The organism is Tessaracoccus massiliensis (assembly GCF_000826065.2).
In the GTDB taxonomy this organism is placed as follows: Bacteria; Actinomycetota; Actinomycetes; order Propionibacteriales; family Propionibacteriaceae; genus Arachnia; species Arachnia massiliensis_A.
The window spans coordinates 1-26,633 of sequence record NZ_LN623543.1 but is presented as its reverse complement, the minus strand read 5'-3'; the positions used below and the strand labels follow the sequence as shown (position 1 = coordinate 26,633).

Sequence of the window (26,633 nt, the reverse complement as noted above, 5' to 3'; positions counted from 1 at the left end):
GCGTCAACGGGCCTGGCGGATGGCCTGCCTGATGCGCTTGGCGGAGATGGGGACCGCCGTCCTGAGCTGTTGCGCGAAGAGGCTCACGCGGAACTCCTCCAGCAGGAAGGCGATCTCCTCCACCTCCGGACGTAGCGGACCGGGCGGTTGAGCGTCAGTGAGCTCGGCGTAGGCGTCCTCCACCGCGTAGAGCTCGACGGCGACCTTGTCGTCCCTGGCCGGGTTGACCGCCGCGGCCTGCAGCCGGGCGACTGCGGCCTGCGCGTAGCGGGGCAGATGCCCGAACCACGGATCGGGGGTGGCGGAGATGAACCGGTTGAAGAACAGGTTGTCGAGCTGCGCGGTCACATCAACCCGCACCGGGTCGTCGGCCGGCAGCCCGGCGAGCAGGATGCGGGCCTGCGTGACGGCGGTGAGGGCGTGGGCTGCGGTGTTGACCACCTGCAGCGTCCGCCCCGGGCAGTCCTGTCGCACGGCCAGAGCCACCTTCTGGTAGTCGGCCTCGGTCCGCACCTCGTCGAGTGGCCCCTCCTCGAGCGCCAACTGTTCGCCGGCCTTGAGCCAGGCGTCGGCCAGCAGTTCCGGCACCTTCGGGTAGGCCGAGTCCGCCAGCGCGAGCTTCTCCGTGCGCCCCATGTGCGCCACCACCCACTTGGTGGGATCCGGATTGGTGAGCGTCAGCAACCGTCGGATGCCGTGCCCGTGCGAGCGCTGCGCCTTGCTGGCCGAGTCGAAGACCCGCAGCCCGACGCTGCGACCCTCGTCGACCAGGGCGGGGTATCCCACCACGCCCTTGCTGACCGTGGTCTCCGGCGGGACGGCACCGAAGGTCCACGAGGTCTGTCCCGAGACGGCCTTGTCCCCCGCCGACGCGGTGAGCTTGGCGGCGACCTTGGGCGACAGCTTCTGCCTGAGCTCTTCAAGGTCGGCGCCGCGGGCCACCTCGCGGCCGTCGTCGAGGATCACATAGGTGGGGCGTAGGTGCCTGCCGACGGACGCGGGTGAGAACTGATCTCCTTCGACGATCACCCCGGTCAGGTTGGTCAGCGCGCGGGCCAGGGCATCGGTGAAGGCTCCCTCCCCCACCTCGCCGCGATCCTCCAGCCACGCCAGGGCCCGCGCCGCGAAATCCGGGGCGGGCACGAAGTTGGTGCGCACAGATTTGGGGAGCGAGCGGATCAGCTCGGTGGCCAGTTCCCGGCGCAACCCGGGAACCTGCCAGGAGAACTCGTCAGCGTTCAACTGGCCGAGCAGCTCGAGCCGGAGCTTGAGGGTGACGCCGTCGCTGCCAGCTCCGGGATCGAAGGTGTAGTCGATCGGTAGCCGGTGCTCGCCGAACGTCCAGCGGTCCGGGAAGTCGCTGGGCCGCAGCTGCGTGACATCGACGATGGCGTCGTCGATCATCAGCAGCGGCCACTGTTCGCGTGGGATGGAGCGCAGCCACTTGTCAAGCGTTGCGCCCGAGACCACGTCGCTGGGCACCCGCGCCTCGTAGAACGCGTAGAGCGCCTCGTCGGAGATCAGCAGATCGGGCCGCCGCATGCGGTCGGTCATCTTCTCCGCTTCCTCGATGACCGCCCGGTTGCCGCGGACGACGGGGTTGCCGGTCTCCCACTCCCCCTCCACCAGCGCGGTGCGTAGGAAGATCTCGCGCGCCTCCTCCGGATGGTCCTTGGCGTAATCGGTGCGCCGTCCCACCACGATCGGCACCCCGAACAGCGTGAGCCGTTCGCTGGCCACCACGCTGGCCGTGCGCTGGGACCAGACCGGCTCCGAGACCGTGCGGGTGAGCAGCGGTCCGGCCACCTCCTCCACCCATTCCGGCTTGATCTGGGTGACGGTCCGTGCCCACAGCCGGGAGGTCTCCACCAGTTCGAAGGCCATCACCAGCGGCGGTGGCGACTTAGCCAGCGCCGAGCCCGGTTGAATCGCGAACTTCGCCCCCCGGGTGCCCTGGTACTCCTGGAGGGGGCGGCGCTTTCCGGGTTCCTTCTTGGCACGCTGTTCCTCTGCGAGGCCGACGTTGGACAGCAGCCCACTCAGCAGGCTGGTCAGCACCGCCTCCGTCGAGCCGTGCCTGCGGGTGTCCAGGTCGAGTTCCCTGGCCGCCTGCCGCAACTGGGAGACGAGGTCCTCCCACTCGCGGAAGCGCACGAAGTTGAGGTACTCGGCTCGACACATCCGGCGGAACTGGTTGCCGGACAGTTCCCGGCGACGCCGTCGCAGGTAGTTCCAGATGTTGAGCAGCACCTCGAAGTCCCCGCCCTCCAGCGAGGGTTTGGCGGCTGTCTCCTTGCGCGTGCCGGTATGCACCGTGTGGCGCTTGGGGGCGCCGCCGGCCTCATCGGGCGGGGCGGCCGCGTCGCCGCCCCAGAACCGCCGGTGCAGCTGGTCGGCCTGCTGCTGGAACTCCGCCGGCCGTTCCCGCACGTCCGGCACTGTCAGCCCGGCGACGAGCACCAGCACGGTGCTCAAGGTCTTGCGGCGGTGGCCCTCGATGATCATCCGGCCCAGTCGCGGGTCCACCGGCATGCGCGCGAGCATGCGGCCGGTACGGGTCAGCCGCACCTGCGCGTGCCGCTTGCGTGGGTGGATGGCACCGAGCTCGCTGAGGACGCGCACGCCGTCGTTGATCTGGCTGAGCACGGGGGCTTCGACGAAGGGGAAGCTCTCCACGTCGCCCAGCCCTGCCTGCGCCATGAGCAGGATCACGGTGGCCAGGTTCGTGCGCAGGATCTCGGGCTCCGAGTACAGGGGCCGCGACTCGAAATCCTCCTGCGAGTACAACCGGATGGCGACGCCGGGGCCGATGCGGCCGCAGCGCCCGGCACGCTGGTTGGCGGAGGCCTGCGACACGGGTTCGATGGGCAGCCGCTGCACCTTCGTGCGCGCCGAGTAGCGCGAGATCCTGGCCACGCCGGTGTCGATGACGTAGCGGATGCGCGGCACCGTGATGGAGGTCTCCGCCACGTTGGTGGCCAGCACGATGCGCCTGCCTCTGTGGCCGGAGAACACGCGCTGCTGATCAGCGGCGGAGAGTCGCGCGAACAACGGCAGCACCTCCAGCCCGCTCTTCAGCCCCTCGATGGCCTCCGCCGCGTCACGGATCTCCCGCTCGCCGCTGAGGAACACCAGGATGTCGCCCCCGCCGGGCTCGGTGAGGATCTCCTGCACCGCCCCGACGATGCCGTCGATCTCGTCTTCGGTGTCGTCCAGCGGGCGGTAGCGGGTCTCCACCGGATAGGTGCGGCCGGAGACCTCAACCACGGGGGCGTCACCGAAGTGGGCGGAGAAGCGGGCGGTGTCGATGGTGGCCGACGTGACGATCACCCGCAGTTCCGGGCGTTTGGGCAGCAGTTGCTTCAGGTAGCCCAGGAGGAAGTCGATGTTGAGGCTGCGTTCGTGCGCCTCGTCGATGATGATCGTGTCGTAGCGTCGCAGCAACCTGTCATGGGTCAGTTCGGACAGCAGGATGCCGTCGGTCATCACCTTGATGCGGGTGGCCCCGGTGACCTTACGGGTGAAGCGCACCTGGTAGCCCACGAAGTCGCCCAGCTCCACACCGCATTCGTCGGCGATGCGTTGCGCGACCGTGCGCGCCGCGATGCGCCTGGGCTGGGTGTGCGCGATGTGTTCGCGGCCGGCCAGGAGACAGATCTTGGGCAGCTGGGTGGTCTTACCCGAGCCGGTCTCCCCCGCCACGACCACCACCTGGTGGTTGCGGATCAGGTCGGCGATATGGTCCGCTTCCGCCGCGATGGGCAGCTGCGGGTCGACCTCGACGGTGGGCGCGGCGGGAGCCTCTGTCATCCGCGCGCGACGTACAGCGGGCACTCGGCGTGGGCCAGCAGGCCCCGCATCAGGCCACCCAGGGACAGCCCCGGGATGGGCGATTCCCCAACGCCGACGACCAGTAGGTCGTAGCCGGCGCTGCGGCTGACCAGCTCGTTGATGGGGCTGTCGACGGCCACCTCCACGCGGTACTGCACCTCGGGGTACCGCTGGGCGGCTTCGTTGGCGATGGCCTCGATACCACCCTTCGCGAAGCGCACCTGTTCGTCGAGTTGGGCGGGCGACAGCTTGCGGGCGAAGAGACCGACCGGAGGCTGGATGGCGTGCACGATCTCGAGCCGGGCGCCGAGGCGGTGGGCCTGCTCGAAGCCTGCGGCGAGAGTGTGCTCGGAGCCGGGGCTGGTCTGCAGACCTACTCCCACGATGCCCTTCTGCCCCACCGGGTTGGGGTGCGCGGCGGCGGAAATGACCACCACGGGGCACGACGCGTTGGCCACGACGGACACGGAGGTGGAACCCACGAACATGCGCTCCACTCCGGAGGCGGCGCGTCGGCCCACGACGACGAGGCTGGCGACCTCGCTCAGCCTGGCCATCACACCGCCGGGCGACCCCATGACGACCTCGGTCTTGATGCGGTGCTCGGGCAGGCCGAGGCTCAGTGCCAGGTCTCGGGCCTGCTCATTGGCCGTCAGGCCGGCGGACTGCAGCACCTCGGGGTCATACACCACGCCCCACGCGCCGGCCATGAGCGTGTCGTCGACTGCGTTGACCAGCAGGATCTCACCGTCGACGCGCAGCGCCACGTTGGTCCCGAAGCGCACGGCGCGCAGGCCGTCGTCGCTGCCGTCGACGCCGACCACCACGAGCGGGAGTGTCTTGTCTGTCATGTTTCAGCCCTTCTTGGTGCCGGAGACGACGCGGCCGTCGATCGACGTCGCGGTGATGGCCACGCCCACGGTGCGTTCGCCCTCGAGCCAACTCGTGTTGACCACCGCAGGGTCCGCCGGCGTGGCGGTGCCGCGGACGAGCACAGACCAGCCGATGGCGGATTCCCGGTCGATCTCGTCGGCCTGGAAGGAGACCTGTCTGCCGTCTGCCAGCTTCGACAGCCCGGATCCGTCGGCGGTGTGAAAGACGATGCTGCGGTCGATCACCCGGTAGTTGACCGGCACGACGACGATGCCGTCGCCTCCCTGCCAGGCGATGCGGCCGACCTCGGTCTCACCCAGGAGCGCCCAGCATTCTCCAGCGTCGAGCGTGTTGAAGTAGGTCACCTGTTGCGGATCGGTCATGTACCAAACCCTAGCGCTGTCAGCCGGAGAACGTGGTGCGGCCACCCAGCTTGGTGGCCAGCGCGTCGTCGATGCCGTCCGCGATCTGGCTCAGGTGGGTCAGCGCCTGGTGCAGGTGTGCCGGCACGAATGGCTTGGCCGCCACCGAGATCTGCACGAAAACGCGGTCGCGGTGCAGCGCGAAGCGGCCGTAGCGGGCCTCCACGTTGAGGTCGTTGAGCACCTCGCACGCGCGGGAACGACCCTCCACGTCGTGCACCAGCGCGGAGAACAGCACCAACTCGGCGGCATCTGGCGTGGATCGCAGGAACACCATCGTGGAGCCCACCCGGATCGCCACGTCGCCCTGCTGATTGCGCAGCGGCGGATGGCCGAAGGCCTTGGCCAACTCGTAGTCGACCAGGTTGTCCAGATCTGTGCGGTTGACCGGCATCACCGAGACCTGTTCCCTGCTCAGCGGCTTGGGCGTCAGCGGCACCCAGTCGGTCTGACCCTGCAGGATCTCCGCCAACTGGTCAGGCTCCAGGAAGATCGGGTGCAGCACGCCGAACACCTCGGAGAGGGTCTCCGTGGCCAGCAGGGCCAGCGCCGCCGACTCCTCCTGATCGGCCACGGTGTGGAACCGCGGCTCCTCGGCTGTGGGTTGCCCCCAGGCGAGGCGGTGCAGCGCCTCGGCCTGCTCCGGCGTCGGCTCACCGTCGTCGGGGCCCTTGACGTAGGCCGAGATCGTGCCCGGCTCATGCACCGCGAAGAGAATTCCGGGGCGCTCACTCTGATCGTCGCGCCCCTCCTTGTGCGGAGGTGGCGCGACGGAGATCGTCAGGTCCGCCGTGGAGTCCATGACGGACAGCACCTCATCGAGGCGTTCGGTGAACTGCTCCCAGGCGCTCTGCTGAGTCGCATCGAAGTCGAAGTCGAAATCCTTGTACCCGCTCACAGGCACCTCCTTGGCTTTCAACCTAGCGCACGTCGATCACATGCCGACGAGGTCGAGCAGCGCGCCCAGCTCCTCCCGGCTCAGCTCACGGATCTCACCGACGGGCAGGTTGCCGAGCCGGACGGGGCCGATGGCGGTGCGGGCCAGCCTGTCGACGGGGTGGCCGACCGTGTCGAGCATCCTGCGCACGATGCGGTTGCGGCCCGAGTGCAACGACACCTCGAGCAGCGTGCGGCTCTGGGCGCGGGAGATGAGCTTGACCTTGTCCGGCTTGACGGGGCCGTCGTCGAGCGTGACGCCCTTCTCGAGTCGCTTGAGCGTGCGGTTGTCCATCACGCCGGCGGCCTGCACGTGGTAGGTCTTGGGCACCTCGTAACTGGGATGCGCCATCCGGTGGGCGAACTCGCCGTCGTTGGTCAGCAGGATGAGCCCCTCGGTGTCGGTGTCGAGCCGGCCGACGTGGAAGATGCGTTCCTTGAGCCGCGGCAGGTAGTCGAGCAGCGTCTTGCGGCCCTCTGGATCCTCCATGGTGGACACGACGCCGCGGGGCTTGTTCATCACCAGGTATAGGTGGTGGCGCGGCGGCGGGATGCGGGAGCCGTCCACACGGATGTGGTCCGTCTCCGGGTTGACGCGCCTGCCCTGCTCGGTGACGATCTTGCCGTTGACCTCCACCCGGCCCTCATCGATCAGGATCTCGCTGGCTCGGCGCGACGCGATGCCGGCGGCCGCCAGCACCTTCTGCAGGCGCACGCCTTCCTGTGTTTTCGGTCCTTGTGCCTCAGGCTGGTTGTTCATCTTCCTGCTCCTCTTCGGCTGGGGGTTCGGGCGCCGTCGCGGCGGCCAACTGGCCCAGCTCAGCTTCCAAGGCTACGGCGTCTGGCAGCAGTGGCGCCAAGTCCGGCAGCTCTTTGAGTGAGTTGAGGCCCAGTTTCTGCAGGAACAGAGGTGTGGTGCCGAACGTCATGGCCCCGGTGACGGGGTCCTCCCCCGCCTCCGCGATCAGGCCACGCACCAACAGGGTCTTGACCACCCCGTCGACGCCCACGCCCCGCACCCCGGAGATCCGGCTACGGGTGACGGGCTGGAGGTAGGCGATGACCGACAGCGTCTCCAGCGCAGCCTGGGTGAGGCGCGAGCGCTGGTCCGAGACGAGCCATGCCTCGAGGACGTCGGCCAGGGCGGTGTCCGTGGCGAACCGCCACCCGCCCGCGATCCGGCGCAGCCTGATCCCGCGTTCGTGCTCGTCGTAGAAGGAGGCGATGGCCTCCAGTTCGCGCTCTGCCTCGTCAGAGGTCAGCTCCAGCGCGGCGGCCAACTCATTGGTGGGCACGGGTTCGGTGGCCATCAGCAGGATGGCTTCGAGGGCGGCCTGGGTGCTCATGCATCCTCCAGTTCGGGTTGGGGGCCGTAGTCGTCGGTGACCTCGACGGCGGCCTGGTCTCCGGCGGTCCACCGTATGGTGAGCTCGCCGAGCGGCTCCAACTGCTCCAAGGCCACCTGCTGGGCCCGGAACAGTTCGAGGATGGCGAGGAAGCGCACCACCACGGTGAGCCGGTCCGCGCCGGAGATCAGGGAGCGGAAGGTGGCCGAGCCGTCCCGGCGGAGCCGGTCGGCCACGTGGGAGACCTGCTCGGGCACGCTGACCGAGCTGCCGTGGAGGTGGCTCAGCTCGACCACCGGTGGAGGTTTGGGGACCATGGCGCCGGCGGCGAGCCTGGCCACGTCGTCGGGCGTGAGGTTGAGTTCCACTTCGGGCAGGACGCCGCGGAACTGTTCCTCGAGTCCGCCGGGGCGCCAATGCGTGGATTCGGCGGCGAGCATGTGTTCGGAGACCCATTCGGCCAGCCTCTTGAAGGCGCGGTACTGCAGCAGCCGTGCGAACAACAGATCGCGAGCCTCCAGCGCGGCGATGTCCTCGGGGTCGCTGACTTCCCCGCCTGGCAGAAGCCGGGCCGCCTTGAGGTCGAGGAGGGTGGCCGCCACGACGAGGAAGGAACTGGTCTTGTCGAGGTCCCACACCTCGCCGCCGAGCTTGACGTAGGCGATGAATTCGTCGGTCACGGCGCTGAGCGCCACCTCCGTGATGTCCAGCTCGCGACGTGAGATGAGGTCGAGCAGCAGGTCGAATGGGCCCTCGAAGTTGGAGAGGCGCAGCTCGAAGCCCGGCAGCTCGTCGCGCTGCTCGCCCTGAGCTTTGCCTCGGCTCACTGGTCTCTGAGTTCGGCCACGAGATCGCTGTCGGCGCCGCGTGCGATCAGATCCGCCACGGCGTGGGCGACCGCCACGCGCACGATGCGTCCCCGGTCCACGCGGATGCCGTGCGTGCGCCGCAGGTCGAGGTTGGCATCCTCCAGGGCCAGGAGTTCATCCTCGCTGAAGTAGACCGTGATCTTGTGATCGTGCTTGACCCGCCCCGTCGGCACCGGAGCCTGCTCGAGGGCGGGATCAGCGGCAGGCTCCGCTGCGGGTCGCCGCGGTTCAGCCGCGGGCGTGGGCGCCGGCGGCGGCTCTGGGGCCGGCCGGGTGGGGCGGAAGAGTTCGGAGGCCCCGGGCAGCTCGGCGCGCCTGCTCACTCAGCGCTCCTGAGGAGCACCTCGCGGGCCAGCTGGCGGTAGGCATCTGCGCCCGGTGACGCCGTCGCGTAGGTGGTGATGGGCTCGCCGGCCACCGTCGTCTCGGGGAACTTGATGGTGCGGCGGATCACGGTGTGGAAAACGTCGTCGCCGAAGGCCTGGACCACGCGCTCGAGTACCTCGCGGCTGTGCAGCGTGCGGGCGTCGTACATGGTGCCGAGGATGCCCACGACCTCAAGATCCGGGTTGAGGCGGTCCTGCACCTTCGAGATGGTGTCGGTCAGCAGGGCGACGCCGCGCAGCGCGAAGAACTCGCACTCCAGCGGGATCAGCACGTAGTCGCTGGCGGTGAGCGCGTTGATCGTCAGCAGGCCCAGGGACGGGGCGCAGTCGATGAGGATGTAGTCATAGCTGGAGCGCAGCTTGTTCAGCACGCGCTGGAGGGTCTGTTCGCGGGCCACCTCGCTGACCAACTGGACCTCGGCGGCGGACAGGTCGATGTTGCTGGGCAGGATGTCGAGGCCCGGCACGGTGGACTCGGTGATCACGTCCTGGGGCTCGTACTCGCGGCTGAGCAGCAGGTTGTAGATGGAGCGCTCAAGGGTGTGCGGATTGACGCCGAGCCCTACCGACAGTGACCCCTGGGGGTCGAAATCGACCAGCAGCACCTTGCGGCCGGTCTCGACGAGTGCTGCGCCCAGGTTGATGGCGGTGGTGGTCTTTCCCACGCCGCCCTTCTGGTTGCACATCGAGATCACGACGGCGCGCTTGCGGCCCGGCGCTGGCGGCTCAGGCTCCGGGAACTCTGGCAACGGCCGCCCCGTCGGACCGATCACACCGGTATCGACGAGGGTCGATTCCACTGGTGCGTCCGGCACCTGGAACTCCGGCTTCTCGAACAGCCCGTCATCGGCCACGGTTGTGCCTCCTACTTCCTTGCAAGTGCCCCCAGCCTAGTGGACCCGGGATGCGCCCCATTGCCCACACCGGCCCGGAACAGGGCGGTGGCCCGACCAAGTATGAGTTGGTCGGGCCACCTGGGTTGGCGGGTGGTGGCGGGTCACCTGCCTGGAAGGGCATCCTGGTGTTCCGCTCCCATCTCGCCGGATGGGGTGCCACCTGGACGGATCCTGGGGCAATCGGAAGTGGGACAATCCCTTCCCGCTCTTCCTCGGGAGGAAGTGCGTATGGATAGTTCTACACGCCTGCGCGCCGGTTGTCAGCAGAATCAGGAAATTTCATCGGAAATTCTCCGCTTCCGCGGCGTGTCGCAACCTTCGATCCACCTTCGGCCGGTAAAAGTGATGCGAGCCCGGACCACGTATGAGGTGGTCCGGGCTCTGACATCGGGGTTCCAACGCCATTAGAGTGGAGCGGGTGGAAGCACCTTACGAGTTCGACCTCATGCCCCTCGAGACCCCGGATGACAGCCCTCAATGGGCCGAATATCTCGACATCTTCGGGTTCAGTTTCCTGGACGCCCGGGCGACCGAGGAACGGGTTGCCACCTACCGTCAGCACCGACGCGTGGACAGGGCATGGCTCGGCAGGATCACCGCCGAGGGCATCGGCCTCAACGGCCGTGAAGCCATCGCAGGCTTCGCGGCAGCCCCCACCACCATCAACTGCGGTCGTGGACTGGTCGATGCGCTGGTGATCAACACCGTCGCGGTGCGCCCCAGCCACCGGCGCCGCGGCCTTCTGAAGCACATGATGCGCGCGCAACCTGATGCCGCCCGCGACAAGGGCATGGCGCTGGCCACGCTGACGGCTTCTGAAGCCACGATCTACGGCCGCTTCGGCTTCGGCATCGCGACGCACACACACCCGATCCACGTCGACACCCGCCGGCTGGCGTTCCGGACGGACGTGCCCGTTGCGGAGGGCTCGGTGGAGTTCGTGCACCCGTCATTCCTGGAGGAGCACTGGCAGCGCCTCGTCAGCGAGAACCAGGCCCGCTACCGCGGCGCGGTGGGCCACCTGCACGGCCATTTCCTGATGGACACCGGCCAGTGGGATTCCGGCGAGGGCGGCCCCAGCCGTTCCCTGCGGTGCGTCGCGCACTTCACCCCGGGCGGCGACGTGGACGGGTTCGCCCTGTTCACTCCGAAGGGTTGGCACGAGACCCCCATCACCACCGAGGTGCGTAAGGTCTGCGCCTCGGATCAGGCCGTCAACCGGGCGCTGTGGAAGGCGATGGCGGACATGGACATGGTCGAGCGACTCACCTACCCGCTCTCCCCTCCCGGCGACCCCCTCGCCGCCTCCCTCGTCGACCCGTGGGCCGTCCAGCCCAAGGAGGGCGACGACCCGGTGTGGCTGCGGATCCTGGACCTCCCCTCCGCGGTGGCCCAGCGCGGTTTCAACGGTGAGGGCTCCGTCGCGGTGCGCCTCGTCGATCCGATGGACTACTGCGGCGGCACATGGCGGCTCTCCGCGGCAGACGGCGTCGGCACCGCCGAGTGCACGGAGGATCAGCCGGAGGTCGAGTTGCCCGTCGATGTGCTGGCCGCGATGTGGCACGGTGACCGCACGGCCTCCGAGCTGGCCCTCTCCGGTCTGCTCCAGGGAGAGGACGCTGCCATCGGCCGTCTGTCGCGCCTCTTCCAGGTGGATGAGCCGCCGATGAACCTCGCCGTCTTCTGACGGCTCCGGTCACCTGGCGCGGGGGTGGGCGGCGGTGTGCACCTCGCGGAGATGCTCGATCGTGACCAGGGTGTAGATCTGGGTGGTGGCCACCGAGGAATGGCCCAGCAGTTCCTGCACCACTCGCAGGTCCGCGCCGCCGTCGAGGAGATGGGTGGCGAACGAATGCCTCAACGAGTGCGGCGACACGTCGGCAGTGATCCCCGCGGACGCTGCGGCCCGTTGGATGACCGCCCACGCCGATTGGCGGCTCAGCCGCGCACCGCGCTGGTTCAGCAACAGCGCGGGCGTGTGCTTCTTTCCCGCCTGCGCCAGCGCTGGCCGCGCGCGCACCAGGTAGTCGGACACGGCCCGGGCCGCGAAGCTGCCCAGTGGCACGACGCGTTCCTTGCCGCCCTTACCCAGGAGCCGGATACCTGCATCCGGCTCCGAGAGCGCTGCGCTCACCTCGTCGACGTCGAGCCCACAGATCTCGGAGACCCGGGCGCCCGTGCCGTAGAGCAGTTCCAGCAGCGCCGCGTCGCGGAGCCCCGTGACCTCCGTGCGGTCCGGAGCGTCCAGGATGCGTGCGACCTCGTCGACCGACAGCGCCTTCGGCAGCCGCTGCTCCAGTTTGGGCGGGGAGACCTCCGCGGCGGGATTCGTGTCGGTGAGCCCCTCCTCGGCGCAGAACTGGTGAAAGGTGCGCACGCTCACCACCACCCGCGCCACCGACGCCCGCGCCTGCGCGGCGCTCAACTCCCGGACAAATTCGGTGACCTCCACGGGGGTGACATCCCGCACCGTCGAGATGCCGCGCTCCGCCAGGAAGTCAAGGTACCGGGCCAGGTCCCGACGATAGGCCGCCACGGTGTTGGCTGACAGGCCGCGCTCGGCGCGGACGTGGTTGAGGTAGTCGTCGCGCGCATCCTCCAGGCTGATCATCGGGCCCGGATCGGCCACTGGGCATCGGCCGGGCGGAGCTCCTCCAGCCGGCCGGACAGCCGGGCGGTTTCGAAGGCCAACACCCCGGAGACGAGGGAGGGCGACTGGCACCGGCCAGCGAGGATCTCGTCCACGAGATCCTGACGGGGCACCCACTCCCACGTCATGTGGGCCTCCTCGCCCTCCAGGACGAAGCCATCGGGACGCGCGGCCGGCCGCACGTCGCGCGCCAGGTAGATCCGCAACGACTCCTCCGACGAGCCGGGCGTAGTGGTGATGTCGATCAGCACGTCCCAGCGATCAGCGGCCAGCTCCACCTCCTCGGCCAACTCTCGTTGGGCCCCCAGCAGCCAGTCCTCACCGTCGACGTCGAGCAGGCCTGCGGGAATCTCCACGAGCTCCATGCCCACGGGGTGACGGTACTGCCGCAGGACGGCGACCTCGTCGGTCTCCTCCCGCCAAGCAACGACCGCCACCGCGCCGGGATGTGTGATGAACTGCCGGGCGATGGTCTCGCCCGAAGGCGTCTCGATCTCCTCCTCCACGAAGGACGACACCCGCCCGGTGCCCAGCACCTCCCGGGAATACACCGGCCACTTCATCGGCTCGTCAACGCGCATGCCTATCCCTTCCGTGCCGCCAGAGCGGCTCCGATCAGCCCGGCGAACAGCGGATGCGGCTTCGTCGGGCGCGACTTCAGCTCGGGGTGCGCCTGGGTGCCGACGTAGAAGGGGTGCACGCTCTCAGGCAGTTCGACGAACTCGACAAGCGTCGAATCCGGCGAGGTGCCCGAGATCACCAGACCCGCCTCCTCGAGGCGGGCGCGGTAGGCGTTGTTGACCTCGTAGCGGTGGCGGTGGCGCTCCTCGACCCTGGCTTCACCATAGACCCTGCGGGCGACAGTGCCGTCCGCCAGGTCCGCCGGGTAGGAGCCGAGCCGCATGGTGCCGCCGAGGTCTCCCCCGCCGTCGACGATGGCGCTCTGCTGCGCCATGGTCGCGATGACCGGCTCGCGTGTGGCGGGGTCGAACTCGCTCGACGAGGCGTCGGTCAACCCGGCGAGGTTGCGGGCCACCTCGATCACCATGCACTGCATGCCCAGGCAGAGCCCCAGCGTGGGGATGTCGTGCTCTCGCGCATGAGTGAGGGCGCCGAGCTTGCCCTCCACCCCACGGATGCCGAAGCCCCCGGGGACGCACACCGCATCCACCCCGGCCAACGCTTCCGCCGCGCCCTCTGGCGTGTCGCAGTTGTCCGACGGAACCCAGCGCAGTTCGACGGCGGCCCGGTGGGCGAAGCCGCCCGCGCGCAGCGCCTCTGAGACGGAAAGATAGGCGTCCGGCAGGTCCACATACTTGCCCACCAGGGCAACGGTGACGCTGTCCTCCGGCCTCTGGACGCGGTCGAGCAGATCATCCCAGGCCGTCCAGTCCACATCCCGGAACGAGAGCCCGAGGCGCCGGACCACATAGGCGTCGAGCCCATCGGCGTGAAGTACCCGCGGAATGGCGTAGATGCTGGCCGCGTCGGCGCAGCTGATCACCGCCTCCTCATCCACATCACACATCAGGGCGACCTTCGACTTCATCGCCCCCGGCACCTCCTGCGAGGAGCGGCACACGATGGCGTCGGGCTGAATGCCCACCTGGCGCAGCGCCGCCACCGAGTGCTGCGTCGGCTTGGTCTTCAGTTCCGCCGCGGGCTTCAGGTAGGGCACCAGAGAGACATGCAGGAAGAACACCCGGTCGCGGCCGATCTCGTGGCGGACCTGACGGGCGGCCTCGAGGAAGGGCAGCGACTCGATATCGCCGACGGTGCCGCCGATCTCGTGGATGACCACGTCGATGTCTGGGCCGGCCAGGGCCAGCATCCGGTCGCGGATCTCGCCGGTGATGTGGGGCACGACCTGGACCGTCCGGCCCAGGTACTCCCCCCGCCGTTCGCGGGCGATGACGTTGGAGTAGACCTGCCCGGTGGTGACGTTGGCCGCGTGCGTGAGCGGCACGTCAAGGAAGCGCTCGTAGTGCCCGATGTCGAGATCGGTCTCTGCACCGTCGTCGGTGATGAAGACCTCGCCGTGCTGGAACGGGTTCATGGTTCCCGGGTCAACGTTGAGGTACGGGTCGAGCTTCTGCATGGTCACGCGCAGTCCGCGGCCGACGAGCAGCGTGCCGAGGCTGGCTGCGGTGAGGCCCTTCCCGAGGGAGGAGACCACGCCTCCGGTGACGAAGATATGACGGGTGGTATTTCGCTCTTGCACGGAACTCCACCCTAGGGAATCCAGGTTTCCGTCGCGTTACGGCTGCGTCACGTCTTCGGTGACCGCCCGCTGCACCTTGTGCTCCGCCTCGATCCGCGCCCAACGCCGCGATCGCCACTCGCCCCACGCGCCGCCCACCGCGACCCAGGCGAACAGCGCCACTGCAATCCACCAGCCGACGTGGAGGGGATCGTGTTCCTCGCCGAGGAACATCTCCTGCAGGTCCCAGCCGGCGTTGCCGAGCATCTCACCCACGATGGTGACCACCGGGTAGGCGAACGCTGTGGCCAGTGCGGCCCGGACCAGTCCGAGGACTGCCAGGAGGAGCGCCACGGCAGCGAAGATGAGGATCCGGTCGTGCATCCATGTGGGGACGTATCGGTCGACGCCCCATTCGAGGAAGGCCAGGTGCGAGACCCAGAACAGCAGGACCACCCCGAGCACCACCAGTATCCGGTCCAGAAATCGGTGCAGCACTCCCAGAGGCTCTGCTGGCATGGTGTCTCTCCCCCTAGCGGGCCGCCTTGGCGAGCAGCTCTTGTGCGTGCTCGATCCCCTTCGTCGATGAGGAGGCGCCGCCCATCATACGGGCGAGTTCCGCGGCGCGTTGGTCATCTCCGAGCAGTCGCACACCCGAAGTGGTCACTTGGCCGTCTGACTCCTTGGCCACTACGAAGTGTGCATCGGCGAACGCGGCCACCTGCGCGAGGTGCGTCACGACGATCACCTGGCTGTGGCTGGCCAGCCGCTGCAGCCGACGCCCGATCTCGAGACCGACGGCGCCGCCCACCCCGGCGTCGACCTCGTCGAAGACGTAGGTGTGCTGTGCCCCGGCATCAGCCAGCACCACCTCCAGCGCCAGTCGCACGCGCGACAGCTCGCCGCCGGAGGCGACCTTCCCCAGCGGGGCGGGTTCGGAGCCCGGGTTGGCGGTGAACAGCAGCTCGATCCGGTCTGCCCCGTGCGGTCCGATGGCCGCGTCGGTCACGTCGAAGCGCAGCTCGGCGTGCGGCATCGCCAACGCCGTCAGCTCCTCCTTGACCAGACCCGCCAGATCATCTGCCGCCCTGTGCCGTGCCTGTGAGATGGCCGCGGCATCTGCCGCAAGCAGCTCGTCCAGCTCAGCGATCCGGGCGCGCAACTCCCCGATGCGCTCGTCGCTACCGACGAGCTCCCCCACACGCGCCGCAGAGGTTGCCGCCCAGGCGAGCACCTCGTCGACGGTGGTGCCGTACTTGCGGGTCAGCCCGGCCAGCGCGCCGCGCCGTTCACCCACGGCCTCCAACCGGAGCGGATCGGCCACCAGGTCGTCGACGTAGCCGGCCACGTCCGCGGCGAGCTCTCCGGCGAGCATGGCCAGTTCCACGGCTCGCGCGGAGAGCGTGGCGGCGTCCTCATCCCGCTCGGCCAATTCAGCCAGTGCCTTGCGCGCCTCGCCTGACAGGCCGACGGCACTGGGCGCGTCGAAGTCTGCCTCGGATCCGCTCAGCGCCTCGTGCGCGCGGGCTCCGAGGCTGCGAAGGTCGTCGAGGTCCATGAGTTTGGCCTGCTCCGCCGCCAACGCGTCGTCCTCCCCCGGCTGGGGGTCGACCGCCGCGATCTCGTCGAGGCCGAAGCGCAACATGTCCGCTTCTCGGGCGCGGGCCATCGACTCCTGCTCCAGCGACTCCAACTCCGCGGCGGAGGCTTTCCGCTCGGCGAAATTGGCGCGGTAGCGCTCAAGCTCAGGCGGCCTGGCGTGGGCGTCGAGCAATTCACGCTGACGGTCCGGGCTCGACAGGCGGATCTGGCCGGACTGGCCGTGGATGGTGGCGATCTCGCCGATGACATCGGCCAACGCCGAGATGGGCACCCCTGCCCCGCCCAGCACGGCCCGGGAGCGGCCCTGGGCCGTGACCTGGCGCAGCGTCACCAGTTCGCCGTCCTCGACGTCACCGCCGAGTTCGCGGACGCGCTCAGCCAGCGACTCCGGCACCTCCCAGCGGCCCTCCACCACGGCCTTGTCTGCACCGCGCCGCACGATGCCGGCGTCACCGCGGCTGCCGAGGAGGTGGCCGAGGCCCGAAACGAGCATCGTTTTGCCGGCTCCGGTCTCGCCGGTCAGGGCCGTCAGGCCGGGCCCCAGTTCCAGCTCGGCGGCGTCGACGACGCCGAACGCGGTCAACCGCAGCGCCGTCAGCATCACTTCTCCGTCTGTTTGCGCCAGCCGTCGATGGGCAGGGCGAACTTCTTCACGAGGCGGGTGGTGAACGGCTGCTCGCTCAGCCTGGCGAGGCGGAGCTTCACGTCGAACTGGGTCACTTCGATGACCTCGCCGTCTGCGACTTCGTGGCTGCGCCGGCCGTCGCACCACAGGATCCCGCGGGCAGGGACATCCGGTGTGATGTCGAGGCGGACCTTCGACGCGGGGCTCAGCACCATGGGCCGGTTGAACAGGGCGTGCGCCGCGAGCGGTACCACCAGCATCGCCTGCACATCGGGCCAGATCACCGGCCCCCCGGCGGAGAACCCATAGGCGGTGGAACCGGTGGGAGTGGACACGAGGACGCCGTCGCAGCCCCAGCGCGACAACGGCCGCTCGTCGATGCTGACCAGCACGTTGAGCATGCGCTCGCGCGCCACCTTCTCCAGCGATACCTCGTTGACTGCCGGCGAGGTCCACGTGAGGTTGCCGGCAGCGTCCGTCACCCTCACTTCGAGGGCCAGCCGCTCCTCCACCTGATAGCGCTTCTCCACCACCACCGTGGCCAGATCATGGACGTCTGAAGGCTCAAGTTCCGCCAGGAAACCGACGTGGCCGAGGTTGACTCCCAACAGCGGCACGCCCAGCGGCAGCGCCCATTCGGCCGCGCGCAGGATGGTGCCGTCGCCGCCGAAGACGACGGCCAGTTCGGGAAGATCCTCACCTAGTGCGGCGAACCGGATCTCGCCGCCCACCCTGGCCCCGACCCTCTCGAGATCTTCCGCGAAGACGCGGAACTCGAAGCCCCTGGCGTGGAGGTCCACCATGAACTCCACTGCTGTGTCGAGGGCTTCGTCTCGGTCCGGGTGGACGAGGACGGCCACGGTTCGCTTAGTCACGGGCCCCAGCCTACCGAGTCAGGTGGACGAAGTACTCCACGTTGCCGGCGGCCCCGGGCAGCTCGCTCTCCCCGCGCCAGCGCTCCCGCCAACCAAGGCTCGCCGCATCCGCCGCCACCGCGTCAACGCTGGCCCGGCGCAGCGCCCCGTCGCGCACCACTCCGCCTGAGCCCAGCAGTTGCCGCCCCACCTCGAACTGCGGCTTCACGAGCAGTAGGGCCTCGCCTTCGGGGCTCAACACACCGAGCAGCGCAGGCAGCAGCAGCCTCAGCGAGATGAACGACACGTCTCCCACGATGCGGTCAACTGGCACACCGTCGAGGTGGTCGACGGTCAGGTCGCGCAGGTTGAGGCCCTCGTGCACCCGCACCTTCGGGTCCCGGCGCAGTTGGGCAACGAGTTGGTCGTGGCCCACGTCGACGGCGTGGACCAGGGTCGCGCCGCGCTCGAGGCACACCTGGGTGAAGCCTCCCGTGGACGCCCCCGCATCCAGCACCCGTCCCTGCACAGTGAAGGCGGAGGAGGCCAGCGCGCCGAGCAGTTTGTGGGCAGCTCGCGAGACCCACCGCTCGGCGTCTGCGCCGAGATCGTCATCAACCGTCACGCGATGTGCTGCCTTGGTCGCGGGCCGGCCGTTGACGGTCACCCGCCCTTCAGCGATCAGGGCGGCGGCATGCGTGCGAGAACGGGCGAGGCCACGCTCCATGAGCGCAACGTCCAACCTCACCGCGCGACGCCGGGGATCCCCAACTGCGTGATGCTGGGGTCGTTGTTCAACACCGCCTGCAGGACTGCCTGGGCCTCAGTGAGTTTGGCCGTCTGTTCCTCCAACGGGAGTTCTTCGAGCGAGTCGAGCCCGACCATCGCCTCGGCCACCAACTCAGTGCGCCGCACGTCCGCGGGAACCGTGCTGCGTGGAGTGGGCTGTTGGTTCATCGCAAGGTGTCCAGCGAGTTCAGCACTGCCGTGATGTCCACGTCGAAGCGCCACTTGGCTTGGAGGCCGGCCCACAGCGCGTCGAGTTGCTCGTCACGCGTCACGGGCCTGGTGGAGAGGTATCCCATGCCATCGGCGAAGTCCACCTCTTGATAGCCGCACACGAATCGGTTCTCCTGGAACTCGGCCTCGCGCTTGGGCTCCAGCAGCGCAGTCGCGTCGTAGCCGATGAAGGTGGGCCGGAAGTCAGGCGGGGCCTCAGCGAGATCTGCCTTGCCGTGCGCTCCGGTGAAGACGAAGAGCGAGTCCATCCCCACGTTGTTGGCGCCCAGGACGTCGGTGTCGGTCCGGTCCCCCACGAAGATGGGCCGCTCAGCACGCATCCGCAGCACCGTCTCGTCGAGGAGCGGGCGGTACGGCTTACCGGCGATCATCGGGTCGACGCTCACACAGTTGCGCACCACCCCTAGCTGGGAGCCGAGCCCCGGCACGATGCCGCGCTCGGAGGGGCGGGTCAGATCCGGGTTAGTGGCATACCAGGCGGCTCCGGCCTGAATGGCCAGGGCGGCGTCCTCCAGGCGCTGCCACTCGATCGTGGGGTGGTACCCCTGCACCACGGCCACCGGCTCGTCCTCCAGCCGTGTCACGACGGTGTACCCTGCGCCGGTCAGCTGCTCAGCGAGGGCCGCCGTGCCCACGGCCAGCACCTTCGTACCGGCGGGCAGGTCGTCGGCCAACATGCGCAGCGTGGCTTGGGTCGAGTTGACCACATCGTCCTCGCTGGCGCGGATGCCGAGGTCCTCGAGGTGCGTCGCCACCGCTGCGGGCGTGCGGGCGGCGTTGTTCGTGACGAAACCCACATGGTTGCCGCGCGAACGCAGTTCGTCGAGCGCCTCGGGGATGCCCTCGATCGCGTACGGCCCCAGGTAGATCACCCCGTCGAGGTCGAACAGGGTTGCGTCGTAGTCAGAGGCAAGGGCCTTCATCGCTCGGTCTCCTCCGTGGTGGTGCCCTCCAGATTATCGGCCGGGATCTCGGAGCTTTCCTGGGGTTCGGCTTGGGCTTCCCCAGCACTTTCCGCCTCGGCCATGACAGCCTCTTCGTCCTCCTCGACCGGCGTTTCCTCCCCGGCATCTACCGCCTCGTCGGCCTCTGCAGCGTCGAGGTCCTCGTCGTCCTCGTCGTCCTCGGCGAAGTCCGGCAACGTGATGCCGTCGATGGCGGCGAGGCGCTCAGCGGTGTCGAGATCTCCGTAGCGGTCCGACTCAGCCGCTGAGCTGAACCAGGTGCGGGCGCCTTCAGCGTCGCCGGATTCCTCCAGGAGGTTGGCCAGCGCATAGTGGAGGCGTGCCTGCGCCTGCGGCGGGCCGATCCTCCTCGAGATCGCCGCCTTCAGGAGGCGCAATGCCTCGTCGCGTTGCCCGAGGTCGTCACGGATCCCCGCCTCGACCAACAGGCATTCGATGTGCAGGTTGACGTCCGGGTTCTTCGGGTTGAGCTCCTCGAGCACCTCCAGCGCGTCGCGATGCCTGCCGAGCGCACGCTCGCAGTCGGCGATCAGTGGGATGAGTTCGTCCCCACCTGCCATCCTGCGAATGGCACGGAACTCGCGCAGCGCAACGGCATACTCACCGGCCACATACGCGGTCTCAGCGGCGGCTTCACGCACGATCGGGAGGCGTGCCGCGCGACGACGAGCAGCCTCGGCGTGGCGGAAGGCAAGCGCAGGGTCCGTGTCGATCAGCTGTCCCGCTGCCCAGATGTGAGCAGCCACGGCGTCCGAAAGATCCTTCGGCAGCCCCCTCAGTTCAGCCCGTACGCCAGGGTGCAGCGCTGACTCATCAGAATCTGTCGGGGTCTCGGGCTCGTCCGCTCGGGGCGCCGTACCCGGACGATGCACCCGTTCCTCACGATCGTCAAAACGGGGGCCGCGGCGGTCGTCATCACGGCGCGGACCACGACGGTCATCGTAACGCCGCGGACCACGGCGGTCATCGTCACGGCGCGGACCACGGCGGTCACCGCGATCGCCCCAGGAACGACGCTCACCACGATCATCATCACGACGGGGACCGCGGCGATCATCATCACGGCGCGGGCCACGGCGATCATCACGATCACCCCAGCTACGACGCTCACCACCATCAGCACGAGGACCACGACGATCATCATCACGGCGCGGGCCACGGCGATCATCACGATCACCCCAGCTACGACGCTCACCACCCTCAGCACGAGGACCACGACGATCATCATCACGGCGCGGGCCACGGCGATCATCACGATCACCCCAGCTACGACGCTCACCACCCCCAGCGCGAGGACCACGACGATCATCATCACGGCGCGGGCCACGGCGATCATCACGATCACCCCAGCTACGACGCTCACCACCCTCAGCGCGAGGACCACGACGATCATCATCACGACGGGGGCCACGGCGACCGGAGGACCGCTCGTCCCTTCCGCGCCAACCGGAGCGTTCGCCGTAGGGGCGCGCTCCGCGCTCGTCATCGTTGGGGCGCGGTCGCCGGCCACCACGAGGCGTGTCGTTACGCCCCGCTCGATCGTTGCCGTTCATGTCGCGCCCGCGGTGCCCCTGGCCCTCGTCCGGTGTGGAGTTGTCACTCATACCCACCATCATCCCAGGCAGGGGCCACATCCCCCAACTCAGGACGCGGGCTTGCAGCGGGGGTACACGACGCCGACCCAACGTCACCGAGCCAGAACTGTTTCCCGGCCCCTGTGACATGACGCCAGCGACAAACACCAACCCACGCACCAAGACACCCAACCTTGGCGGCCACGACACGAACGTTGACCTCAACACAAGCCAGGCCCGGGGAACCCAGCCACGACACGAAAAAGAGTCCAGAAAAAGAACGGACCCCCGAACACAAGGCTCGGAGGGTCCGATCATAAAAATAGTCCGGCGGCGTCCTAGTCTCCCACGATGTCCCCATCGCAGTACCATCGGCGCAGAGAGGCTTAACTTCCGGGTTCGGGATGGGACCGGGTGTTTCCCTCTCGCTATGGCCACCGAAACACTCAACGAGAGTGATCTCAGCACAACAACAAACATATTGAATTTTTGTTGGTGCCCTCGACCGTATCTCGGGAACCTCACAGTGGACGCGTAGCATCTTTGTAGAAACAAGCCCTCGGCCTATTAGTATCGGTCAGCTCCATACATTACTGTACTTCCACATCCGACCTATCACCTTGTGGTCTACAAGGGGCCTTACCAGACAATGTCTGTGGGAGTCCTCATCTTGAAATGTGCTTCCCGCTTAGATGCTTTCAGCGGTTATCACGTCCCAACGTAGCCAACCAGCCGTGCTTTTGGTAAACAACTGGCACACCAGAGGTTAGTCCGACCCGGTCCTCTCGTACTAAGGTCAGCTTTTCTCAAGACTCCTACGCGCGCAGCGGATAGGGACCGAACTGTCTCACGACGTTCTAAACCCAGCTCGCGTGCCGCTTTAATGGGCGAACAGCCCAACCCTTGGGACCGACTCCAGCCCCAGGATGCGACGAGCCGACATCGAGGTGCCAAACCATGCCGTCGCTATGGACGCTCGGGCAAGATCAGCCTGTTATCCCCGGGGTACCTTTTATCCGTTGAGTCCTGGCGCTTCCATATGCCACCAGAAGATCACTAGTCCCGACTTTCGTCCCTGCTCGAGATGTCTCTCTCGCAGTCAAGCTCCCTTGTGCACTTACACTCAAAACCTGATTACCAACCAGGCTGAGGGAACCTTTGGGCGCCTCCGTTACCTTTTGGGAGGCGACCGCCCCAGTCAAACTACCCATCAGGCACTGTCCCTGATCCAGATAATGGACCTAGGTTAGATAACCAGAGTGACCAGAGTGGTATTTCAACGATGACTCCACCTGAACTGGCGTCCAAGCTTCACAGTCTCCCACCTATCCTACACAAGTCACACCGATCACCAATACCAAACTATAGTAAAGGTCCCGGGGTCTTTCCGTCCTGCTGCGCGTAACGAGCATCTTTACTCGTAGTGCAATTTCGCCGAGTTCGTGGTGGAGACAGCGCCCAAATCGTTACTCCATTCGTGCAGGTCGGAACTTACCCGACAAGGAATTTCGCTACCTTAGGATGGTTATAGTTACCACCGCCGTTTACTGGGGCTTAAGTTCTAGGCTTCGCCCAAAGGCTAACCCTTCCCCTTAACCTTCCAGCACCGGGCAGGAGTCAGTCCGTATACATCGTCTTACGACTTGGCACGGACCTATGTTTTTAGTAAACAGTCGCTTGGGCCTGGTCTCTGCGACCCTCTGCGCTTTCGAAGTAAATTCTACTACGCATCAGGTCCCCCTTATTCCGAAGTTACGGGGGTATTTTGCCGAGTTCCTTCACCACGATTATCTCGATCGCCTTGGTATTCTCTACCTATCCACCTGTGTCGGTTTGGGGTACGGGCGGCTGATATCTCGCTCACGAAGCTTTTCTAGGCAGCATAGGATCACTCTTACGTCAACAAAAGTTAACGACACATCATGTCTCAGGCCATATGAAACGCGGATTTGCCTACGTCTCGCCCTACACACTTGACCCGGTATATCCAAAACCGGGAAGAGCTACCTTCCTGCGTCCCTCCGCAGCTTGCCTACTACAAGATCGGGTCACAGACTCAGCACAAGATCCGTCCGAAGACATCACCTGCACCTCGCATGCTTAGCATCACTCGCCTCAGCAGGGGCGATACTTCGCCGGTACGGGAATATCAACCCGTTGTCCATCGACTACGCCTGTCGGCCTCGCCTTAGGTCCCGACTTACCCAGGGCAGATTAGCTTGACCCTGGAACCCTTAGATATTCGGCGGACGGGTTTCTCACCCGTCTTTCGCTACTCATGCCTGCATTCTCACTCGTGTGCTCTCCACGACTGGGTCACCCCGCCGCTTCACCGCGCACACGACGCTCCCCTACCCATCCACACAACCTTACGGCCACACGTGTGAATGCCATAGCTTCGGCGGATAACTTGAGCCCCGCTAAATTGTCGGCGCAGAATCACTTGACCAGTGAGCTATTACGCACTCTTTCAAGGATGGCTGCTTCCAAGCCAACCTCCTGGTTGTCTCCGCAACTCCACATCCTTTTCCACTTAGTTATCGCTTAGGGGCCTTAGCTGATGATCTGGGCTGTTTCCCTCTCGACTATGAAGCTTATCCCCCACAGTCTCACTGCCGCACTCTCACTTACCGGCATTCGGAGTTTGACTGATTTCGGTAAGCTTGTGGGCCCCCTAGACCATTCAGTGCTCTACCTCCGGTAAGAAACATGCGACGCTGCACCTAAATGCATTTCGGGGAGAACCAGCTATCACGAAGTTTGATTGGCCTTTCACCCCTATCCACAGCTCATCTCCTCGGTTTTCAACCCAAGTGAGTTCGGTCCTCCACGACGTCTTACCGTCGCTTCAACCTGGCCATGGATAGATCACTTCGCTTCGGGTCTAGAGCATGCGACTCAAACGCCCTATTAGGACTTGCTTTCGCTACGGCTTCCCCACACGGGTTAACCTCGCCACATACCACTAACTCGCAGGCTCATTCTTCAAAAGGCACGCCGTCACCCCCCAAACGAGAGGCTCCGACGGATTGTATGCGATCGGTTTCAGGTACTATTTCACTCCCCTCCCGGGGTACTTTTCACCTTTCCCTCACGGTACTTGTCCGCTATCGGTCACCAAGGAGTATTTAGGCTTAGCGGATGGTCCCGCCAGATTCACGCGGAATTTCAGGGGTTCCGCACTACTTGGGGTAACGCTTCAGAGTGATCAACTTACATCTACGGGAGTATTACCCTCTCTGCTGTGACTTTCTCAGACACTTCAACTTCACTGATCATTTCTAACTCTGTGACTGCTCGACAGCGCAATCCAAACGGCCCCACAACACCCCACATGCAACGCCTGTCAGCTATCACACACATGAGGTTTGGCCTCTTCCGCGTTCGCTCGCCACTACTAACGGAATCACTATTGTTTTCTCTTCCTGTGGGTACTGAGATGTTTCACTTCCCCACGTTCCCTCCAACTGCCCTATACATTCAGGCAGAGGTTGCCGGACATGACTCCGGTATTTCAAGGTTTCCCTATTCGGAAATCCACGGATCAAAGCTCGTTTACCAGCTCCCCATGGCTTATCGCAGGTTACAACGTCCTTCATCGGCTCTTGGTGCCAAGGCATCCACCGATCGCACTTAGTAGCTTGTTAAATCTACAAAGATGCTCGCGTCCACTGTGAAGTTCTCAAAATACGGGCGAGACCACAACCCAACACCCACCACCAGGCAGACATCAGACCACGGTTCGCACAGAAGGCGTCACACAAAGCAACCGACCCCTCAAAACCCAACAGCGTGCACACAACCAACCAACACCGCTCCACCACACTTTCCACACCCCACAGGGCAGTACTCACACAACAGACACAGCATCAATCAATCTCAGTCAATGTTCTACAATCCGGCGTCTACCCGACCGAAGACCAACGCTCCGGAACCGGGTAATGGACAAACATCCCCTCACAGGGACACCTGCCACAGACTCCTTAGAAAGGAGGTGATCCAGCCGCACCTTCCGGTACGGCTACCTTGTTACGACTTAGTCCTAATTACCAGTCCCACCTTCGACGGCTCCCTCCACAAGGGTTGGGCCACCGGCTTCGGGTGTTACCGACTTTCATGACTTGACGGGCGGTGTGTACAAGCCCCGGGAACGTATTCACCGCAGCGTTGCTGATCTGCGATTACTAGCGACTCCGACTTCATGGGGTCGAGTTGCAGACCCCAATCCGAACTGAGACCGGCTTTTTGAGATTCGCTCACCCTCACAGGCTCGCAGCTCATTGTACCGGCCATTGTAGCATGCGTGAAGCCCTGGACATAAGGGGCATGATGACTTGACGTCATCCCCACCTTCCTCCGAGTTGACCCCGGCGGTCTCCTATGAGTCCCCGGCATAACCCGCTGGCAACATAGGACGAGGGTTGCGCTCGTTGCGGGACTTAACCCAACATCTCACGACACGAGCTGACGACAGCCATGCACCACCTGTAAACCGACCATAAAGGGGCACCTATCTCTAGATGTTTCCGGCATATGTCAAACCCAGGTAAGGTTCTTCGCGTTGCATCGAATTAATCCGCATGCTCCGCCGCTTGTGCGGGGCCCCGTCAATTCCTTTGAGTTTTAGCCTTGCGGCCGTACTCCCCAGGCGGGGTACTTAATGCGTTAGCTGCGGCACGGAATCCGTAGAATGGACCCCACACCTAGTACCCACCGTTTACGGCGTGGACTACCAGGGTATCTAAGCCTGTTTGCTCCCCACGCTTTCGCTTCTCAGCGTCAGGAAAGGTCCAGAGATCCGCCTTCGCCACTGGTGTTCCTCCTGATATCTACGCATTCCACCGCTTCACCAGGAATTCCAATCTCCCCTACCTTCCTCAAGTCTGCCCGTATCAAAAGCAGGCTCAGGGTTAAGCCCTGAGTTTTCACTCCCGACGCGACAAACCGCCTACAAGCTCTTTACGCCCAATAAATCCGGACAACGCTCGCACCCTACGTATCACCGCGGCTGCTGGCACGTAGTTAGCCGGTGCTTCTTCTGCAGGTACCGTCACTTGCGCTTCGTCCCTGCTGAAAGCGGTTTACAACCCGAAGGCCGTCATCCCGCACGCGGCGTTGCTGCATCAGACTTCCGTCCATTGTGCAATATTCCCCACTGCTGCCTCCCGTAGGAGTTTGGGCCGTATCTCAGTCCCAATGTGGCCGGTCGCCCTCTCAGGCCGGCTACCCGTCGAAGCCTTGGTGAGCCATTACCTCACCAACAAGCTGATAGGCCGCGAGTCCATCCCTAACCGCCAGAACTTTCAAACCACCACCATGCGATGACAGCTGATATCCGGTATTAGCACCTGTTTCCAGGAGTTATCCCAGAGTTAAGGGCAGGTTACTCACGTGTTACTCACCCGTTCGCCACTCGTGTACCCCCGAAAGGGCCTTACCGTTCGACTTGCATGTGTTAAGCACGCCGCCAGCGTTCGTCCTGAGCCAGGATCAAACTCTCCGTTGAAAAATATCGGCACAAACCCCACCAAAGCAGGATCCGAAAACCATCAACCAAGTTCAACACTGACACAAAAATCCAAAA

General features: G+C 65.8%; 21 protein-coding genes and 3 rRNA genes. 1 reads left to right on the top strand and 23 read right to left on the bottom strand.

The features are described 5' to 3' along the window. Positions 1 to 3: 3 nt before the first annotated feature. Genes hrpA through BN1186_RS10570 form a run of 9 tightly spaced genes read right to left on the bottom strand, consistent with a single transcriptional unit; the run spans position 4 to position 9,517 of the window. Positions 4 to 3,810 (bottom strand): ATP-dependent RNA helicase HrpA, encoded by a 3,807-nt coding sequence (gene hrpA, locus BN1186_RS10610; RefSeq protein WP_040284092.1) that lies wholly within the window; start codon positions 3,808 to 3,810, stop codon positions 4 to 6. Then, the gene (locus tag BN1186_RS10605; RefSeq protein ID WP_040284091.1) at positions 3,807 to 4,682 is read right to left on the bottom strand and encodes a universal stress protein; all 876 of its coding nucleotides are present in this window, start codon (positions 4,680 to 4,682) and stop codon (positions 3,807 to 3,809) included. Before BN1186_RS10605 ends, hrpA begins: the two co-directional genes overlap by 4 nt. A gap of 3 nt (positions 4,683 to 4,685) precedes the next feature. Next, entirely contained in the window at positions 4,686 to 5,087 is a 402-nt protein-coding gene (locus BN1186_RS10600) for a pyridoxamine 5'-phosphate oxidase family protein (protein ID WP_052460059.1), read from the bottom strand. Positions 5,088 to 5,106: 19 nt separating this feature from the next. Then, complete coding sequence (locus tag BN1186_RS10595) at positions 5,107 to 6,024, bottom strand: T3SS (YopN, CesT) and YbjN peptide-binding chaperone 1 (RefSeq protein WP_040284090.1); 918 nt, start codon at positions 6,022 to 6,024, stop codon at positions 5,107 to 5,109. A gap of 36 nt (positions 6,025 to 6,060) precedes the next feature. Further along, the gene (locus tag BN1186_RS10590; protein WP_052460058.1) at positions 6,061 to 6,822 is read right to left on the bottom strand and encodes a pseudouridine synthase; all 762 of its coding nucleotides are present in this window, start codon (positions 6,820 to 6,822) and stop codon (positions 6,061 to 6,063) included. Next, on the bottom strand, positions 6,806 to 7,408 hold the full coding sequence (scpB, locus tag BN1186_RS10585; protein ID WP_040284087.1) for an SMC-Scp complex subunit ScpB: 603 nt from the start codon (positions 7,406 to 7,408) through the stop codon (positions 6,806 to 6,808). Before scpB ends, BN1186_RS10590 begins: the two co-directional genes overlap by 17 nt. Further along, positions 7,405 to 8,235, bottom strand: a complete 831-nt coding sequence (locus BN1186_RS10580) for a segregation and condensation protein A (RefSeq protein ID WP_052460057.1) — start codon at positions 8,233 to 8,235, stop codon at positions 7,405 to 7,407. Before BN1186_RS10580 ends, scpB begins: the two co-directional genes overlap by 4 nt. After that, positions 8,232 to 8,600 (bottom strand): hypothetical protein, encoded by a 369-nt coding sequence (locus tag BN1186_RS10575; RefSeq protein ID WP_040284086.1) that lies wholly within the window; start codon positions 8,598 to 8,600, stop codon positions 8,232 to 8,234. The genes BN1186_RS10580 and BN1186_RS10575 overlap by 4 nt, the downstream gene beginning before the upstream one ends. Then, positions 8,597 to 9,517, bottom strand: coding sequence for a ParA family protein (locus BN1186_RS10570; protein ID WP_425471493.1), 921 nt, complete (start codon positions 9,515 to 9,517; stop codon positions 8,597 to 8,599). The genes BN1186_RS10575 and BN1186_RS10570 overlap by 4 nt, the downstream gene beginning before the upstream one ends. 460 nt (positions 9,518 to 9,977) lie before the next feature. Between BN1186_RS10570 and BN1186_RS10565 the strand changes: the two genes are divergently transcribed. Continuing rightward, positions 9,978 to 11,246, top strand: a complete 1,269-nt coding sequence (locus BN1186_RS10565; protein WP_052460056.1) for a GNAT family N-acetyltransferase — start codon at positions 9,978 to 9,980, stop codon at positions 11,244 to 11,246. A gap of 9 nt (positions 11,247 to 11,255) precedes the next feature. On the opposite strand, the gene xerD is transcribed toward BN1186_RS10565, so the two are convergent. From xerD to BN1186_RS10500, 14 genes are all read right to left on the bottom strand, one after another. Beyond that, positions 11,256 to 12,170: a site-specific tyrosine recombinase XerD gene (gene xerD, locus BN1186_RS10560; RefSeq protein ID WP_040284761.1), complete on the bottom strand. Its 915-nt coding sequence runs from the start codon at positions 12,168 to 12,170 to the stop codon at positions 11,256 to 11,258. Then, positions 12,167 to 12,790, bottom strand: coding sequence for an NUDIX domain-containing protein (locus tag BN1186_RS10555; RefSeq protein WP_052460055.1), 624 nt, complete (start codon positions 12,788 to 12,790; stop codon positions 12,167 to 12,169). The genes xerD and BN1186_RS10555 overlap by 4 nt, the downstream gene beginning before the upstream one ends. 2 nt (positions 12,791 to 12,792) lie before the next feature. Next, positions 12,793 to 14,430, bottom strand: coding sequence for a CTP synthase (locus tag BN1186_RS10550; protein WP_040284084.1), 1,638 nt, complete (start codon positions 14,428 to 14,430; stop codon positions 12,793 to 12,795). A gap of 36 nt (positions 14,431 to 14,466) precedes the next feature. Then, positions 14,467 to 14,907: a hypothetical protein gene (locus tag BN1186_RS10545; protein ID WP_139651053.1), complete on the bottom strand. Its 441-nt coding sequence runs from the start codon at positions 14,905 to 14,907 to the stop codon at positions 14,467 to 14,469. A 34-nt stretch (positions 14,908 to 14,941) separates the two neighbouring features. Further along, positions 14,942 to 16,612 carry a DNA repair protein RecN gene (gene recN, locus BN1186_RS10540; RefSeq protein WP_040284082.1) on the bottom strand — a complete coding sequence of 557 codons (1,671 nt, stop codon included), beginning with the start codon at positions 16,610 to 16,612 and terminating at the stop codon, positions 14,942 to 14,944. Next, positions 16,612 to 17,520, bottom strand: a complete 909-nt coding sequence (locus BN1186_RS10535; RefSeq protein ID WP_040284081.1) for an NAD kinase — start codon at positions 17,518 to 17,520, stop codon at positions 16,612 to 16,614. The genes recN and BN1186_RS10535 overlap by 1 nt, the downstream gene beginning before the upstream one ends. Before the next feature lies 1 nt (position 17,521). Continuing rightward, positions 17,522 to 18,217, bottom strand: coding sequence for a TlyA family RNA methyltransferase (locus tag BN1186_RS10530; RefSeq protein ID WP_246043300.1), 696 nt, complete (start codon positions 18,215 to 18,217; stop codon positions 17,522 to 17,524). 17 nt (positions 18,218 to 18,234) lie between these two features. Further along, a complete protein-coding gene (locus BN1186_RS15575; RefSeq protein WP_180349066.1) occupies positions 18,235 to 18,405 on the bottom strand; it encodes a hypothetical protein in 171 nt (56 codons plus the stop codon). 38 nt (positions 18,406 to 18,443) lie between these two features. Further along, positions 18,444 to 19,433 (bottom strand): HAD-IIA family hydrolase, encoded by a 990-nt coding sequence (locus BN1186_RS10525; protein ID WP_040284078.1) that lies wholly within the window; start codon positions 19,431 to 19,433, stop codon positions 18,444 to 18,446. Then, the gene (locus BN1186_RS10520; protein WP_074437019.1) at positions 19,430 to 20,221 is read right to left on the bottom strand and encodes a tetratricopeptide repeat protein; all 792 of its coding nucleotides are present in this window, start codon (positions 20,219 to 20,221) and stop codon (positions 19,430 to 19,432) included. Before BN1186_RS10520 ends, BN1186_RS10525 begins: the two co-directional genes overlap by 4 nt. Positions 20,222 to 20,250: 29 nt before the next feature. After that, positions 20,251 to 20,886: a hypothetical protein gene (locus BN1186_RS10515; protein ID WP_139651051.1), complete on the bottom strand. Its 636-nt coding sequence runs from the start codon at positions 20,884 to 20,886 to the stop codon at positions 20,251 to 20,253. 488 nt (positions 20,887 to 21,374) lie between these two features. After that, positions 21,375 to 21,491 (bottom strand): 5S ribosomal RNA (gene rrf / locus BN1186_RS10510). A 105-nt stretch (positions 21,492 to 21,596) separates the two neighbouring features. Beyond that, positions 21,597 to 24,696: ribosomal RNA gene (locus BN1186_RS10505) — 23S ribosomal RNA — on the bottom strand. Positions 24,697 to 25,036: 340 nt separating this feature from the next. Beyond that, positions 25,037 to 26,555 (bottom strand): 16S ribosomal RNA (locus BN1186_RS10500). The 16S, 23S and 5S rRNA genes sit together here, the layout of an rRNA operon. Positions 26,556 to 26,633 lie beyond the last annotated feature (78 nt).

Excerpts from the sequence above, each read along its gene's own strand:
- hrpA (WP_040284092.1), bottom strand. The coding sequence starts at position 3,810 with ATGACAGAGGCTCCCGCCGCGCCCACCGTCGAGGTCGACCCGCAGCTG.
- BN1186_RS10605 (WP_040284091.1), bottom strand. The coding sequence starts at position 4,682 with ATGACAGACAAGACACTCCCGCTCGTGGTGGTCGGCGTCGACGGCAGC.
- BN1186_RS10600 (WP_052460059.1), bottom strand. The coding sequence starts at position 5,087 with ATGACCGATCCGCAACAGGTGACCTACTTCAACACGCTCGACGCTGGA.
- BN1186_RS10590 (WP_052460058.1), bottom strand. The coding sequence starts at position 6,822 with ATGAACAACCAGCCTGAGGCACAAGGACCGAAAACACAGGAAGGCGTG.
- scpB (WP_040284087.1), bottom strand. The coding sequence starts at position 7,408 with ATGAGCACCCAGGCCGCCCTCGAAGCCATCCTGCTGATGGCCACCGAA.
- xerD (WP_040284761.1), bottom strand. The coding sequence starts at position 12,170 with ATGATCAGCCTGGAGGATGCGCGCGACGACTACCTCAACCACGTCCGC.
- BN1186_RS10555 (WP_052460055.1), bottom strand. The coding sequence starts at position 12,790 with ATGCGCGTTGACGAGCCGATGAAGTGGCCGGTGTATTCCCGGGAGGTG.
- recN (WP_040284082.1), bottom strand. The coding sequence starts at position 16,612 with ATGCTGACGGCGCTGCGGTTGACCGCGTTCGGCGTCGTCGACGCCGCC.
- BN1186_RS10530 (WP_246043300.1), bottom strand. The coding sequence starts at position 18,217 with ATGGAGCGTGGCCTCGCCCGTTCTCGCACGCATGCCGCCGCCCTGATC.
- BN1186_RS10525 (WP_040284078.1), bottom strand. The coding sequence starts at position 19,433 with ATGAAGGCCCTTGCCTCTGACTACGACGCAACCCTGTTCGACCTCGAC.